The organism is Streptomyces sp. NPDC041713, assembly GCF_055591085.1.
The window spans coordinates 1-12957 of the sequence record NZ_JBVIZY010000023.1; the positions used below are offsets into that span (position 1 = coordinate 1).

Genomic DNA, 12957 nt, shown 5'->3' on the forward strand with positions numbered 1-12957 from the left:
CACCGCCACCGCTACGAGGTGAACAACGCCTACCGCGCGGACCTGGAGAAGAAGGCCGGCATCCAGTTCTCCGGCGTCTCCCCGGACGGCAAGCTCGTGGAGTACGTCGAGTACCCGCGCGAGGTGCACCCCTACCTGGTCGCCACCCAGGCCCACCCGGAGCTGCGCTCCCGTCCGACCCGCCCGCACCCGCTCTTCGCCGGCCTCGTGAAGGCCGCCGTCGAGCGCCAGCAGAACGAGCGCAGGTGAAGAGCTGATCACGCATCTGCACGCCACGCTTGAGGTGCGTCGCTACGGCCAGCATGAACATGGCCTGAGGTGCAGACCTCTGGTGTCGGCCTGCGACAGTCGTGTAACCGGCAGATGGCGTGGTCGTCCGGCTAGCCGACCGGGCCCCCTTTTTTGCGGGCCCCGGCGGCGTGCTAGTGAGCTCGCACGATCGTGGAGTCCACCGCCGCAGCACACTGCAGGTCCTTGTCGGCGTCGGCCTGGGTCATCCGTGCGGTGAGCACCCTACTTCATCCAGTCCCGCCCCGCCCCTGGCCAGCCCTGGCGGCGCGCGACGGGCGTCAACGCCAGCTGGGAGTCCAAGCCCAAGGCCTTTGGAGCGCCTCGCCGCCCGACGCCAGATGCAACCGGGATGGGAGCACCGGCTCATGGAGCGGATCACCACCGTCACCGAACAGCCCGCCACGGAGGCATGACCATGGAGCAGCAGGCCCCCAACGACCTCGTAGCCGCGCGCACGCAGCAGGCCGTACGGAAGTACGCTGCGGCCCTGATGAAGATCGAGGACGTCGAGCGGGAGCGGGATGGCGCGTACCGCGAGCACCTCGTCGCCCTCCTCGCCGCCATGACCACCGGCGCCGTCATCACGCCCGTCCTCGATCTCGACGAGCCCGGATGGTGGATCGCCTACGTCACCATCGGCGGCCGACAGTGCTCCTGGCACATCGCGCCGCGCGACGCTGGCCTGTTCGCCGCCGTCGAGCGCGTCGAGCCAGACGACCCGCGCGCGCAGTGGGACGGCCACACCACCGACGAGAAGTACGCCGGCATCGCCGCGCGCGCCGCTGAGTTGATGAAGCGCTGCGGGCCCGAGTGCGCCGACTCACACACCCAAACCGGACACTGTGAGATCGCGAGGAACCGATGACCGAGCCGCTGCCGCCGTTCTCAGGCGGCACCACGAAGTGCGCGAAGTGCAGCTACACCGAAGCGTTCACCGAGTACAAGCCACGGGGAGAACCACGCTCCGGTGAGTTCGTAGGAGTCGGCATGCCCGAGCGCCTCGAACGCTGCTGCACCCGCTGTGACTTCGTGTGGGACGAAGCCGCCGAAGGAGCAGTGATCATGGAACCCACCCGCGTCGAACTTCTCGACTACACCGGCGAGTGGCAGCCCCTCCACGGCATCACGAACGTCGTGATCTACGACGAGTCCGAGATCGCCCGCGCCGTCACAGACCGGATCCGCGAGTTCCAGGACGCCATGGCCGCGCTCGTGCGCGCGTACGCGGAGGCCGCCCTCCCGGCGCTGGAGCAGGTTGCGCGCGCGTTCCAGATGATGCGCGAGGCGGGATACGTCGGGGGCGACGGCAAGCTCACCCGCCACCGCGAACGGCCCGCCTGGCAGTCGCCGTACGGGCCCGCAAGGAGGCGACGTTGAACGGCCTCGACTGGTTCATGGCGGGCCTGTGCGCAGGCATAGGCCTCGCCTGCGCCACCTACCTCCTCACCGGCCGCCACCGCTGAACACGACGAAGGGGCGCCCTCTCAGTCTCCCCAGACCAGGACGCCCCTCAGGTGCTGATCACCGTACCTCCCGCGCACCACAGGAGCACCCACGATGACCACCACCGCCACCCACCTCCGCACCATCGCCCTCCGCTGGCACGACCTCCACGAAGCCGCCGGACAGCCCCCGCAGATCGGCGCGTTCGGGCTCGGCCTCCGCGGCTACCTCGCCCGCCTAGACCAACTCGACGCCGACCAGCTGGAGTACGACCGCCACCAGGCCGCCCACCTCCGCTCCCTGGAACGCGCCAGCGACCAGCTCGGCGAACGCCCCGCCCCCGTCCGCCTCCACATCCTCGACACCATGCGCGCGGTCGAGGCCGCCCTCGTCGAGACCGCAGACCAGACCGCGGCCATCGTCCAGCGCTCGCCCATGGGCTACGCGCCGCGGGGGTGGCCGGCCGCCGACCGGGCCCGCAGAGACGTGCTCGCGCGGGGGGACGCACTCGACCCGCGACGGTGGCGGTACACCGGCCGCCGCACGGCGCCGTACGCCGCGCTGTGGCTCCTCGCCCGCATCACCCGCGCGCCGGGCCCGTTCACGGCGCTCCCGGAACGGGAGGAGCGGCGCATCGCCACGGTCGCCGCGGGCGCGGCAGGGCGGGTGGAGCGGGCCCTCGACATCGCCGCGCAGCGCCGCACCCTGGAGCAGCGATGCGCCTGCGGCGGTGCAATCAACGTCCACGGTGGCGAAGGCCGGCAGCCCCTCGCGCACTGCACGGGGTGCGGACGGGTGTGGACGGGGGACGGGACTGTCGCGGCATGACTGACTTGCTGAAGGACGCCCCTACCGCCGAAGGATGGCGGGTCACTTTCTCCTGAAAATGCTGCGGCTATGCGCGTCAAGACTTTGCGGTGTGGTGGCGCGCCGGACGAGTCATGATCGTTTTTGCGTCAAGGCTGCACTTCAGGGACGACCTCGTGACCCACTGCTGATATTCATATTCATGCAGTAATGACCACGGAGGGGGAATTCGTTGAAATTCGCAAACATGATGTCAGTCAGTGCCGTTGCGGCCTGTTTGGCCCTGCCGCTGGCAATGGAGCCAGCCGCTGCCGCTGCCGGCCCGGAGACCGTCGCCGGTGTCGCGTCTAACGCCTGTACAGGAAAACCCAAGAAGCACATCGTGAAGAAGTACTACCGTGGCCCCACCATGGTGCCCCTTCGCTGTGGCACCACCTCGTGGGGCTATAAGCACCTGGTTGCGCGCGGCCGTTGGAGCAGTAACTTCAACAAAAAGATCAGCCAAACGATTTGGAGCGGTACCATCCTGGTGGACAGCCCCGGGGAGCGCACCTACGTGCGCAAGCAGGCCGCCTGCCCTCCGCGAATCCTGTTCAAGGTAATCACCAACCCCGGCAAGTACGGGGCCGATCCCAGCATCAAGCCGCAGGGGGTCATCTCCGCATACAAGCCAGCGGGTCTCGCTTCCGCCTGCTAGGAAAGGGTGCCCATGCCGTCAGCCGACGAGGTTCGCAACCAGCTCACCCCGCACCTCATGGGGCGCTTGGATGATGCAGACGCCGTGATCGAGGTGACTGCACTCGACGTGGTTGAAGGTGTCCGATCCTTTACTCTCGTCGTTGAGCTGACCGCGTATGGGCAGCGGTGGCGGGTACGCCTGGAGAGCGACCGGACTGCAATGGCCCTATTCGACGGTGCGCCACCTTACGATCTGGTTCGGAGCGTGGCGACAGAGTTTCGCATCCGCTTGTTCGAGTGGTGGCACACGAAAAATGCGGAACGGCAGTCGGCGAAACTCGGCGAGCGCCTGGATTAAATGACCAACTCCAGCTCACCTCCCAACGCTGTCCACTCCGGTCCGGGTGTCGAGGCGCCTCGGGGTTTCTGTAAGCCACGCCGACCGGTCCTATTTAGCGGCGTTACCCGTCGGCTGCAACCGGTCAGCTAAGCCATCCGACATCAAGCACCGCAACGCCGCTGCCCGCAGCTGGGCACGTAACCCAGCTCGACGCCCCGAACGCCACGACCGGCCCGGCCGGCTGAGTGTCCGGGGCGTCAGCCATGGCGTCGATCAGGACGAGCACCTCTTCGTGCACGTCGTCCGGCAGCATCGTCAGCACGGCGTCGGCCCGGTCCGTCAGCTCCACCCTGCACCTGGCGCCCCCTTGTGATCCGCAGGGGCGCCACGGTAGAACGCGACCCACGAGAACGGGTGCGCCTGTGGATAACTCGGTTCACCTCACCCGTGTGACCGCCACCGTCGCGTGCCGCGTCGTGCCGGCCTCGACCTCAACCACCAGGCCGCTGCCCGTCGTTGTGTACGCCTCTCCGTCATCCGTCCGCGCCTGCGGACCGGGCCCGGCCGCTGCGGCGTAGCGCGCGAGCTCGGCCGCGATTGGGGGTGTGAGCGCTCGAGAGAGCACGCACCGGCCGTCAGACAGCAGTACGGCCGCGCGGCGCGGGCGGCCTGCGGGGCCGACGTAGCCGACCACTACCGCGTCAGCCGTCTCGGAGTGCCTGATCTTCTTCCAGTGCCTCGCCGCCCGATACGGGCCCGTAGCGTGCTTGGCGACGATTCCCTCGATGCCCTGCGCGTGCAGCTGTTCGAACCACACGAGCGCCACCTCGCGGTCGTCGGTGGCGGGCACGGCCTGGAGCGGCGGCTGCACCCCGGCGAGGACATCGAGGAGCGCGGCCCGCCGCTCGGTGTACGGCCGGGGGCGGAGGTCCTGGCCGGCGAGCATGAGGCAGTCGAACGCCGCGTACGAGGCGGGGTACCGGTGCACCAGGTCGGCGAGGCGTCGGCCGCGGGCGGAGGCGCGGGAGCGGACGGCTCCGAAGTCGGTCCGGCCGTCGCGCCAGATGACGGCCTCGCCGTCGAGAACGGTACCCAGCCGGTTGTAGACGTCACTCCAGTTGTCATAACTCTCGGGCAGGTGAACCCTCTGCGATCCGGTTCGGAACTTCCGGGCGATCGCATCGATCACCTCCCGGTGCCACCGGCCCACCCCGCTTCAGTGGCCGGTTCGGACGTAACGGATCGATCCGTTCCCGCTGCGCTTCCGTCAACGGCATGCCCAGATCAACGACTGGCTGATCCCATCGAATTTACCTATCCCATTGTGCAAATAGAGAGCGTCTGCAATTATTGCAATCGCGCGCAAAGTGCGCATGCATCAATTGCTCCGTGTCCACGCTCGGTGCGAGGGGTCGGCAACCGGCCGGTTTCCTCTGCGCCTCGGTCGAGCCTGAATCGCCGACACCCGGGCCTTCAGCGTCTCGACCGCCTGTGACTGAAAGGCTCAACCGCCGTGCCCTACAAGACCGTTCATGTCCCAATCTCCGGTGGTGACAGTGCCGTCAACTGTCTGGTCGTTGGGTCGGGCCCGGCCCTTGTGCTGGTGCACGGGACCGGCGCCACACCCGAGGGCAACTGGGGCCCGGTGATCGATGCCCTCCAGAACCGCTACACCATCGTTGCCCCGACCTTGTCCGGCTCGGGCGCCACCACCGACACCGGCTCGCCGCTGAGCATCGGCGACCTCGTCGCCCAAGTGCTGGGCGCCGTGGATGCGGCGGGCCTGGACACCTTCCACCTGGCCGGGCACTCCCTGGGGGCAACGGTCGCAGCCGCTGTCGCCGGAGAGAGCCCACAACGGGTGCGTTCCCTCTTCCTGCATGCGGGCTGGGCGGTGACCGACCCGTGGCAACAGTTCCAATTCGACCTGTGGCAGCGGCTGCTACGCGCGGACAAGGACCTGCTCTCGCGGGTGCTGCAGGTCACAGCGATCGGCGCCAGGACGCTCACCAAGCGCCGGACAGAGGACTTCGAGCAGGGCGTAGCCGGCTTCAATGAACTGTTCGACGCAGAAGGCATGGCCCGCCAATCCGAGCTGAACACACGGGTGAACATCACCGCGGCACTGGCCCGGATACAGGCGCCCACCCTGGTCGTGTCCGGGGCCCAGGACCTGATCGTTCCTCCACACCACCAAAAGGAGTTGGCCAACGCAATCGCCGGTGCTCGCTACCTGGTGCTGGACAGCGGGCATGCACTGCCCTTCGAACTGCCCGAAGTATTCGCCCGTACCCTGATCGAGTTCGTGGATCGGCACCAGGCGGACACCGCTGGTGCTCGGGCCACCTGGGACCCAGCGCTCCCGCCCGCGTGACACAACATCACGCCGTGGCACCAATAATGAGCGTGGCCCCAAGCACTCTTCCGTGCTCTGCCCAGTGATCCAAACGGAGCGCCTCAGCGGATACACGACCCTGATGCGGCCCCGGAATCCGCCTAGCGATTCCGGGGGCTTCGTCATGTCCCCGCTTAGACGTCGAGCGGGCCTGGTGCCCGGCTGAGGATCTGCTCCGCGTCGCTCAGAGCGGCGGTCCACCGTGTCTCGGCCCTAATTCCATTGCAGAGAGCAGGATTTCGGCAGCAGCGCCGTCGTGGCAGGCTTTCGGCCTGGGGTGTATCAGTGCATCCAGGGCCTCAAGACAACCCCACTCCCGTCCCCCCGCCAGTCGCGTGGCGACACGCGGCATCATGCACGAGCATGCCGCCACGGCGTTGAGGATCGGGGCGCACGACCCAGCCGGAAGGCTGTGTGCCGAAGCACGATAGTTGGCACCAAGGAGAGCAAAGTTGCTGCGGGTTCGGGAGAGGGCTCGAGGCACGGTAGTTGTCACCGAAGCGGCACTCTGCTTGTCACCAGTCGCGGGATCGGCAGGGTTACTGTCGCCGGCCGCGCATCGCCTCTGGGGCACTCGGCCGGCCCCGGGTCAGGTCAGTTGCCCGCCGCTGGCGCCGGGGGCCCTTCCAGAGGCTTGTCCAAGACGATTTCGTCGCGGAGCACGCTATAGCGCACGACGTCGCGCCACTGCCCGTCCCGGAACACGGCGCTGCGCAGCACGCCCTCACGAGCGAAGCCGGACTTCTCCAGAGCGCGTTGCTCGGCGATGTTCTCCGTCTCAGTGTCCGCCTCGAGTCTGACCACAGGAGTGTGCGCGAACAGATAGCGCACCAGCAACCGCTGCGCCTGCGTGCCGACACCATGGCCCCGACCGTTCGGCAGCAACTGGGCCCCGATATTCCAGCAGTACGAGCTCCGAGAGGTCATGACCTTCCGCCATGCCACGAAACCCAGCCGGCTGGTGCCAGTCATCACCATCAGATGGCCGCCGTCATCGTTCAGCAGACCATCCTGCGCCCAGCGGCGTCGCCAGCGCCCTGGGTCTGACCAGCCCAGCCATTGGAACGGCCCAGTCGCCTCCGGATCTGTCAGAAACCGCTCGAGTACCGACAGGTCCTCCTCGAGCACTGGACGCAGTATCACGGGATCGTCGCTCATCCCGTCACCCTAGGTTCTGCCAGCAGCCCAGGTAGCAACAATCCTGCCTGTGTGACATCTATCGTGCTTCGGCTCACCTTCGCGTGGCTGTGACTGCGCACGCTCGAATGGACAACTCCGATAGTCAGAATCACCCGCGGCCGACACAGGAACCGGCGGCCGCCGCCAGGGTCGGGTGCCGAGTTAGCGGAATGAGTCCCAACTGGAAGTCTCCGCCAGACCGTCACAGATTCGCGCCGCTGAGTAGATGGGTTGGATAGCGGTCAAGTTTGGTTAACACCACCGGTGTTGACGGTTTCACCCAGGCGCTACGGCGGTGTTCACGGGGGGCTGGAAGCGGCGGCAACTATCGAGGGGAGAGCGGCTCGCAGATGCTGGCGTTGTCGGCGTAGTCGTCGCCCTGCAGGGCTTCGTATCCGACTAATGATCGCCAGGTGGCTGGATTACCTTCGGGGTGTTGGGCGCGGCGGGAGGTTTCGTCGCAGCACGGGGAAGCCGGACGCAGGCGCCCACACCTCCTGATCCGCCCGCGCCGACCTCGGTGAAGGTGTGGATTGTGGACCGGGAGGAGCGGCGGCGGGCCGAGGACGCGGTGGGCGGCGACAGGGCCACGGTGGGATCACCCACCACTTAGCTGTGGGGTGCGGGAGGCGGAGGCACTGCTTGCCCCATTCCTCAATGGCGGCACGCACTGCGTACACCTGATTACCACCAGAGTCCCGTCGCTGCTACCGATCGATACCCGGACGATCCAGGTCGACCAGAAACCAGGGCTTCACGACGCCGTGCCCGTAGTGCGAACGGGTTGAGCGGCCCGCGAGCCGGCCGCGTCCGGCGACCGCGGCCGTGCGGGTCAGGACGGCACGGGAGCCGCGTTCTTTGCCCTGGAAGCAGAGCCGCTGACACCGGAGGCCACCCGTTCCTACGCTGCCCTGATGATCACTCCTATTGAACTTGTCATCTTCGACTGCGACGGCGTGCTGATCGACGGCGAACGCATCGCCGTACGCGTTCATGCCGCTGTGGGCGCCGAGTTGGGCTGGCCACTGACCGAGAACGAGGTGATCGACAAGTTCATCGGCCGATCGCTCGCGTCCAACGCAGAGTGCATCACCGCCCAGCTGGGATCGCGCCGGGCCACACGTTGGCTGGAGCGGTTCAACGAACTCCACCTCGCCGCCGTCGATGCCGAACTCGCCCCCGTCGACGGCATCCTCGACGTCCTGGACACCCTCACGCTTTCCAGCTGCGTCGCCTCCAGCGGGACCCACGACACGATGCGCCACACTCTGGGCCGCACCGGCATCTACCCGTACTTCGAGGGTCGCATCTTCAGCGCCAGCGAGGTCGCCCACGGCAAACCGGCCCCCGACCTATTCCTGCACGCCGCCGAACAGATGGGGGTCCACCCGTCCGCCTGCATCGTCATCGAGGACAGCAAATACGGGATCCAAGCGGCCCAAGAAGCCCGCATGCGCGCCCTGGGATACACCGGCGGACTCACACCCGCGCAGTGGCTTGAAGGACCCAACACAACGATTTTTAATGACATGCGCCAACTCCCGGCACTCCTCGCGCAAGCATCACGAGCCACGGGGTCCCCCAGAACATGACGACGAGGGAATTGCCGCACGAACGTTGCCTGACACGGCACCAGGACCTCGCATCGTGGAGGTGGGTTTGTTCACGAGTGGTGACAGTGCTTGTTCGCCACTTTGGGAGGTACCGACACCACGCTGTGTTCGATGGCCAAGAGGGATGACAGCGCCTGGTCCGTGGCGCTTCAGTCCTTCCCAAGGGTGGCGACGGCGTCATCGCCGAAGGACGCGGTGAGTGCCCCTGCGATCAGGTCGCGCAGTTTGGTGTGTCCGTCGTCTTCGACCCAGCGTGTCAGCGCCGTGTGCATGGCGGCGATGCAGGCGCTGGTCGCCGCCTGGGCGCGGAACGCGGCGTCGGGATCGGTCGCGTCATCCCCGAGGGCATCGACGATGGCCTGTTGCAGCGCGTACTGGCTGTCCAGGTGCCGGGCCCGTAGCGCAGGCGTCGACACCATGAGCCGGAGACAGTCCAGCAGGAACCGTTCGTTCGCTGCCTGTTCGTCTCCGTTGCCGCCGGTCGAGATCGTGGCCGCGTCGATGAGCGCGCTGCCGACGCGGCGCACCAGGGGCTGCGTTGGGGACGACGCTGCGACGTGCTCGGCGATGAGCTGGGCGGGCTGGTCGATGAGGACGAGGTCCTCCTTGGTGGGGAAGTGCCGATACACGGTCATTGAGGAGACGCCGGCGGCCTCAGCGACGTCGGCCACCGTCACCGAGTCGTAGCCGTGGTCGGTGAACAGGCGGACCGCGTGCGCCTGGATCAGGCGCCGGGTCTCGGAGCGCTGTCGTTCCCGCAGGGTTGGTTGCCGCTCACTCATGTGCTAGACACTAGCATCATGTTAGTAACTAACAATCAGATGGGTGGAGCCGTGGGCGATCTAATGGGTAGAACGGCTCTGGTGACGGGCGCGTCGCGCGGCATCGGGCAGGCAATCGCGACTCGGATGGCGGCCGAAGGAGCCACGGTCATCGTGCACTTCGGCACGGACGAGGCCGGGGCCGCGGCAACGCTCGACGCGATGGAACACGCTGGCGGGACCGGCTTTGCCGTCCGAGCCGAACTGGGCGCGGACGACGACGTCGAGACACTCTTCGCCGGCGTGGAGACCGGCTTGGACGGTCGGCCGCTCGACATCGTCATCAACAACGCGGCGGCCGCACCAGCCGGCGCGCTCGGCGTCACGACGCGAGCGGAGTTCGACCACTTGTTCGCCGTGAACGTGCGGGCACCGTACTTCATCATCGAGCGTGCACTGCCTCTGTTGCGTGAGGGCGGCCGGATCATCTCGATCTCCTCGGTGGCAACCCGGATGGCCAACTCGTCCCAGACATCCTTCGCCATGACGAAGGGCGCGATCGAGACCATGACCAAGACCCTCGCAAGCCAACTCGGCCCTCGGGGGATAACGGTGAACGCAGTTGCTCCTGGGGCCACCAGGACAGCGAGCAACGGAGCTGTCTTCGACGTGCCGGGCCTCACCGAACAGATCTCCGGCATGACGGCACTCAGCAGGCTGGGCGCGCCCGACGACGTAGCCGACGTGGTCGCCTTCCTCGCCTCCGATGCCGCCCGCTGGGTCACTGGACAGATCCTTGACGCGAGCGGTGGCCTGTTCCTCGGTCCACGCATCTAACCGACGCAGACTTGGCGAGGCAGCGCATCGCGTAACTCGAGTTCTACGGCCCGGGCCGGACGAAGAGCTACACGAACTTGTTGGTGTTCGACCGGATCAAGGCGCACAAGCGGCCGTTCGTCCCGGTCGACGCCCATGCCACGCGTTCCCTGGTCTGGACCCCAGACGCGAGCCGCGCTTTCGCCGTGCTCGGCAACACGCCGGATGCCTACGGCCAGACGTGGCACCTGCCGGTCGACTCGGACCGGCCGTCCTACGCCCAGCTCATCGAGATCGTCGGCGAGGTCACCGGCCGAAAGATCGGCTACATGGTGCTGCCGATGCTCGCCTTCCGCCTGGGACGCCGCTTCGTCAAGCCGCTCGTAGAGATGTACGAGCTGCTCGCCCGCTACCGCGACGACAACATCTTCGACAGCTCCAAGTTCGCGGCCCGCTTTCCCGAATTCCAGGTCACGAGCTACCGGCAGGGAGCGGAGCAGATCCTCGCCGGCCGACCGGTCACAGGTCCTCCTGCCGGGCCGGCTCGTGCCGCGATGCAGAACCGGCTCCAGTACCCCGCCGGTGTGACGCCCGTGGCGTGCTGGTAGTGCCCCAAGGTCCACCAGCGTCACCCACAACACCCTCGACCCCGCATTACGCGCTTGTAGCCGAGCGCTCAGTTCCTCCGCGGCTGGCCCGGGTAGGACCCAGCGGGGCGGAACCGGGTGCCGGTTCTCAGGAGGGCGGGACGGGCGGTGGCCAGGCTGGTCTCTTCGCGGTCGGCGATGGTCTGCAGGGGCAGTTGGTCTTGTTCGTACCAGGTGCGCCACTGGTGGACGCGGATGGCGGTGTGCTGGTGCGTCGGAAGCGGCCGTCACCTGCCGCAGCCGCTTGTCTGCCAGCCCCGGGAACCACTCCTTGATCAGCTTCGCCCAGTCGGCTTCGCTCATCGGCGGGCCGCCCGGGATGACCCCGGCTGCTTTCGCCGGCGCCAGGTACTTCCGGATCGTCTTGCGATCGACACCCAGCGACGCGGCCAGCGCGCTCTTCGGCCGGCCTGCGTGCCAGTGGATGTAAATCTCGGTGATGTCGACCACGATGAGTGTTCTCCTCGCCATCCGGGCTGCTCATCAGCCTTCCGAACAACGAGACATCGGACTCGACCGGCTCCGCGACGACCAGGTCCATCAGTCCCGGCCTCCGCGCTACCCATGGCCAATCAGGAGGATTCGACCAAACCACTCTTGCTGGGGAAATACTTGATCATCGACATGGCCACGACAGGTCCTCCATGAGCTTGCCGTCGGAGAGGTGAACGCTGACTTCTACGGCGGGATCGTCCACGATGCACCACCCCCAGCTTGGGAAGTATCTGCAAACCACACGATCTGTGGGATCTCAACGGCCGTGTCTCTTAGCGATGTTGTGACCTGCGGCTTCAGGCTGTGTCTTACTCCGTGTCCCAGTGGATCAATCTCACGAACGTGGCCTTTCTCGGGCCTGAGGCTGCGCGCCAGAGTTCACCACTCAGGTGATTACGAGCCGGCGCCTTGTCGCGTGATAGCCCGCGCCGTGCGGGCGGCCTTCTCCTCGGTGTCCGAGAGGGCCGCGTCTCCCACACCGAACAGGCCCTGCCGCAGGAAAACCGCGAGGCCGTGCGCGGCAGCAGCGACCCTGAGCAGTAGGTCGAATGCGGTCTCAGGGGTGGAGGCGACTTGCCGGGCCACCGGTAGCAGGAGGCGGGCCACCTCGTCGCCCGCCGTGGCCAGTTCGGCGAACCTGGACTTTTCGAGGCCGGCATTGAAGGTCACATCGAACAGAGCAGGTTCCTCGGCGGCGAATCTGACGTACGCCGCCGCGAAGGACGCCAGCTGTTCAGCGGGGTCCTCGATGCCGTTCACGGCCGTGGCGAAGCGATGAAGTTGCTCGCGGTAGCCCTGTGTGGCGAGTTCCGCCAGCAGTGCGTCCCGGTCGGCGAAGTGCTTGTACGGCGCCGCAACGCTCACTCCGGCCCGGCGGCTCGCTTCGGCGAGGGTGAAGCCGTGTGGACCTTTCTCGCCGACCAGCTCCAAGGACGCCCGCAGGAGGGAGTTGCGCAGGTCGCCGTGATGGTGGCCGACGGGACGTCGAGAAGCGGGGGGAGCCATGCTCGATAGGTTAACATCGCTTACCAGGTAAATGGCATTAACCATGGAGGTCATCATGTCTGCTGCCCGGTTTCACCACGTCAGCCTCTCGGTCGCGGACCTTGCCGCGCAGGAATCTTGGTACGCCGACGCGTTCGGTCTCACGCAGGTGGAAGAGCGTTTGGAGATGCCCGAGGCGGGAGTGCGTACCGTCGTTCTGAGTGATGCGGCGGGCCTGCGGGTCGAGTTCGTCGAACGGTCCGGCTCGCGTCCCGTCTCGCACACCGATGCCTTTGCCGCCACCGCCGTGCAGACCTTCACTCACCTGGCACTTCAAGTCCCGGATCTCGACGACACGTTCGCCCGCCTGACGCAGGAATGCGGGGCTGCTGCGGTCTCCCGACCCGCGCCCGGCGCCAGTGAAGGCATGCGCTACGCGTACGTCGCCGACCCGGAGGGCAATCTGCTGGAGCTGATCGAGACGTCCTGAGTGGTGCGGGTCCGGGCC

General features: G+C 67.0%; 15 protein-coding genes and 1 pseudogene. 11 read left to right on the forward strand and 5 right to left on the reverse strand.

The genetic code is table 11. The annotated features are described in order from the left end of the window. From ACZ6CV_RS36235 to ACZ6CV_RS36260, 6 genes are all read left to right on the forward strand, one after another. The coding region (locus ACZ6CV_RS36235; protein ID WP_469256017.1) for a glutamine amidotransferase-related protein at nt 1-249 on the forward strand (249 nt) is incomplete at its 5' end. Between the two features lie 451 nt (nt 250-700). Further along, a complete protein-coding gene (locus tag ACZ6CV_RS36240; protein WP_469256018.1) occupies nt 701-1156 on the forward strand; it encodes a hypothetical protein in 456 nt (151 codons plus the stop codon). After that, entirely contained in the window at nt 1153-1668 is a 516-nt protein-coding gene (locus ACZ6CV_RS36245; RefSeq protein WP_469256019.1) for a hypothetical protein, read from the forward strand. The genes ACZ6CV_RS36240 and ACZ6CV_RS36245 overlap by 4 nt, the downstream gene beginning before the upstream one ends. Nucleotides 1669-1848: 180 nt before the next feature. Beyond that, a complete protein-coding gene (locus ACZ6CV_RS36250; RefSeq protein ID WP_469256020.1) occupies nt 1849-2562 on the forward strand; it encodes a hypothetical protein in 714 nt (237 codons plus the stop codon). Between the two features lie 226 nt (nt 2563-2788). Beyond that, complete coding sequence (locus ACZ6CV_RS36255; protein ID WP_469256021.1) at nt 2789-3238, forward strand: hypothetical protein; 450 nt, start codon at nt 2789-2791, stop codon at nt 3236-3238. A gap of 12 nt (nt 3239-3250) precedes the next feature. Further along, nucleotides 3251-3577 carry a hypothetical protein gene (locus ACZ6CV_RS36260; protein WP_469256022.1) on the forward strand — a complete coding sequence of 109 codons (327 nt, stop codon included), beginning with the start codon at nt 3251-3253 and terminating at the stop codon, nt 3575-3577. Between the two features lie 124 nt (nt 3578-3701). Here ACZ6CV_RS36260 and ACZ6CV_RS36265 read toward each other — a convergent pair whose 3' ends face one another. Beyond that, nucleotides 3702-3908: a hypothetical protein gene (locus ACZ6CV_RS36265; RefSeq protein WP_469256023.1), complete on the reverse strand. Its 207-nt coding sequence runs from the start codon at nt 3906-3908 to the stop codon at nt 3702-3704. 87 nt (nt 3909-3995) lie between these two features. Continuing rightward, nucleotides 3996-4748, reverse strand: coding sequence for an ATP-dependent DNA ligase (locus ACZ6CV_RS36270; protein WP_469256025.1), 753 nt, complete (start codon nt 4746-4748; stop codon nt 3996-3998). A gap of 324 nt (nt 4749-5072) precedes the next feature. Between ACZ6CV_RS36270 and ACZ6CV_RS36275 the strand changes: the two genes are divergently transcribed. Continuing rightward, entirely contained in the window at nt 5073-5933 is an 861-nt protein-coding gene (locus tag ACZ6CV_RS36275; protein WP_469256027.1) for an alpha/beta fold hydrolase, read from the forward strand. 615 nt (nt 5934-6548) lie between these two features. Here ACZ6CV_RS36275 and ACZ6CV_RS36280 read toward each other — a convergent pair. Further along, nucleotides 6549-7112, reverse strand: a complete 564-nt coding sequence (locus tag ACZ6CV_RS36280; protein WP_469256029.1) for a GNAT family N-acetyltransferase — start codon at nt 7110-7112, stop codon at nt 6549-6551. 935 nt (nt 7113-8047) lie between these two features. On the opposite strand from ACZ6CV_RS36280, the gene ACZ6CV_RS36285 reads away from it, so the two are divergent. Continuing rightward, nucleotides 8048-8725, forward strand: coding sequence for an HAD family hydrolase (locus tag ACZ6CV_RS36285; RefSeq protein ID WP_469256030.1), 678 nt, complete (start codon nt 8048-8050; stop codon nt 8723-8725). Between the two features lie 170 nt (nt 8726-8895). Here ACZ6CV_RS36285 and ACZ6CV_RS36290 read toward each other — a convergent pair whose 3' ends face one another. Next, on the reverse strand, nt 8896-9528 hold the full coding sequence (locus tag ACZ6CV_RS36290) for a TetR/AcrR family transcriptional regulator (protein ID WP_469256032.1): 633 nt from the start codon (nt 9526-9528) through the stop codon (nt 8896-8898). A gap of 51 nt (nt 9529-9579) precedes the next feature. Between ACZ6CV_RS36290 and ACZ6CV_RS36295 the strand changes: the two genes are divergently transcribed. Continuing rightward, nucleotides 9580-10344, forward strand: coding sequence for an SDR family NAD(P)-dependent oxidoreductase (locus ACZ6CV_RS36295; protein WP_469256149.1), 765 nt, complete (start codon nt 9580-9582; stop codon nt 10342-10344). Nucleotides 10345-10382: 38 nt separating this feature from the next. Beyond that, nucleotides 10383-10832 (forward strand): annotated as a pseudogene (locus ACZ6CV_RS36300) (Rossmann-fold NAD(P)-binding domain-containing protein); the annotation flags it as partial. A 1026-nt stretch (nt 10833-11858) separates the two neighbouring features. On the opposite strand, the gene ACZ6CV_RS36305 reads toward ACZ6CV_RS36300, so the two are convergent. After that, nucleotides 11859-12470, reverse strand: a complete 612-nt coding sequence (locus tag ACZ6CV_RS36305; protein WP_450340706.1) for a TetR/AcrR family transcriptional regulator — start codon at nt 12468-12470, stop codon at nt 11859-11861. 55 nt (nt 12471-12525) lie between these two features. Here ACZ6CV_RS36305 and ACZ6CV_RS36310 point away from each other — a divergent pair, with 55 nt between their 5' ends. Continuing rightward, entirely contained in the window at nt 12526-12939 is a 414-nt protein-coding gene (locus tag ACZ6CV_RS36310; RefSeq protein WP_469256035.1) for a VOC family protein, read from the forward strand. The last annotated feature ends 18 nt before the right edge of the window (nt 12940-12957 follow it).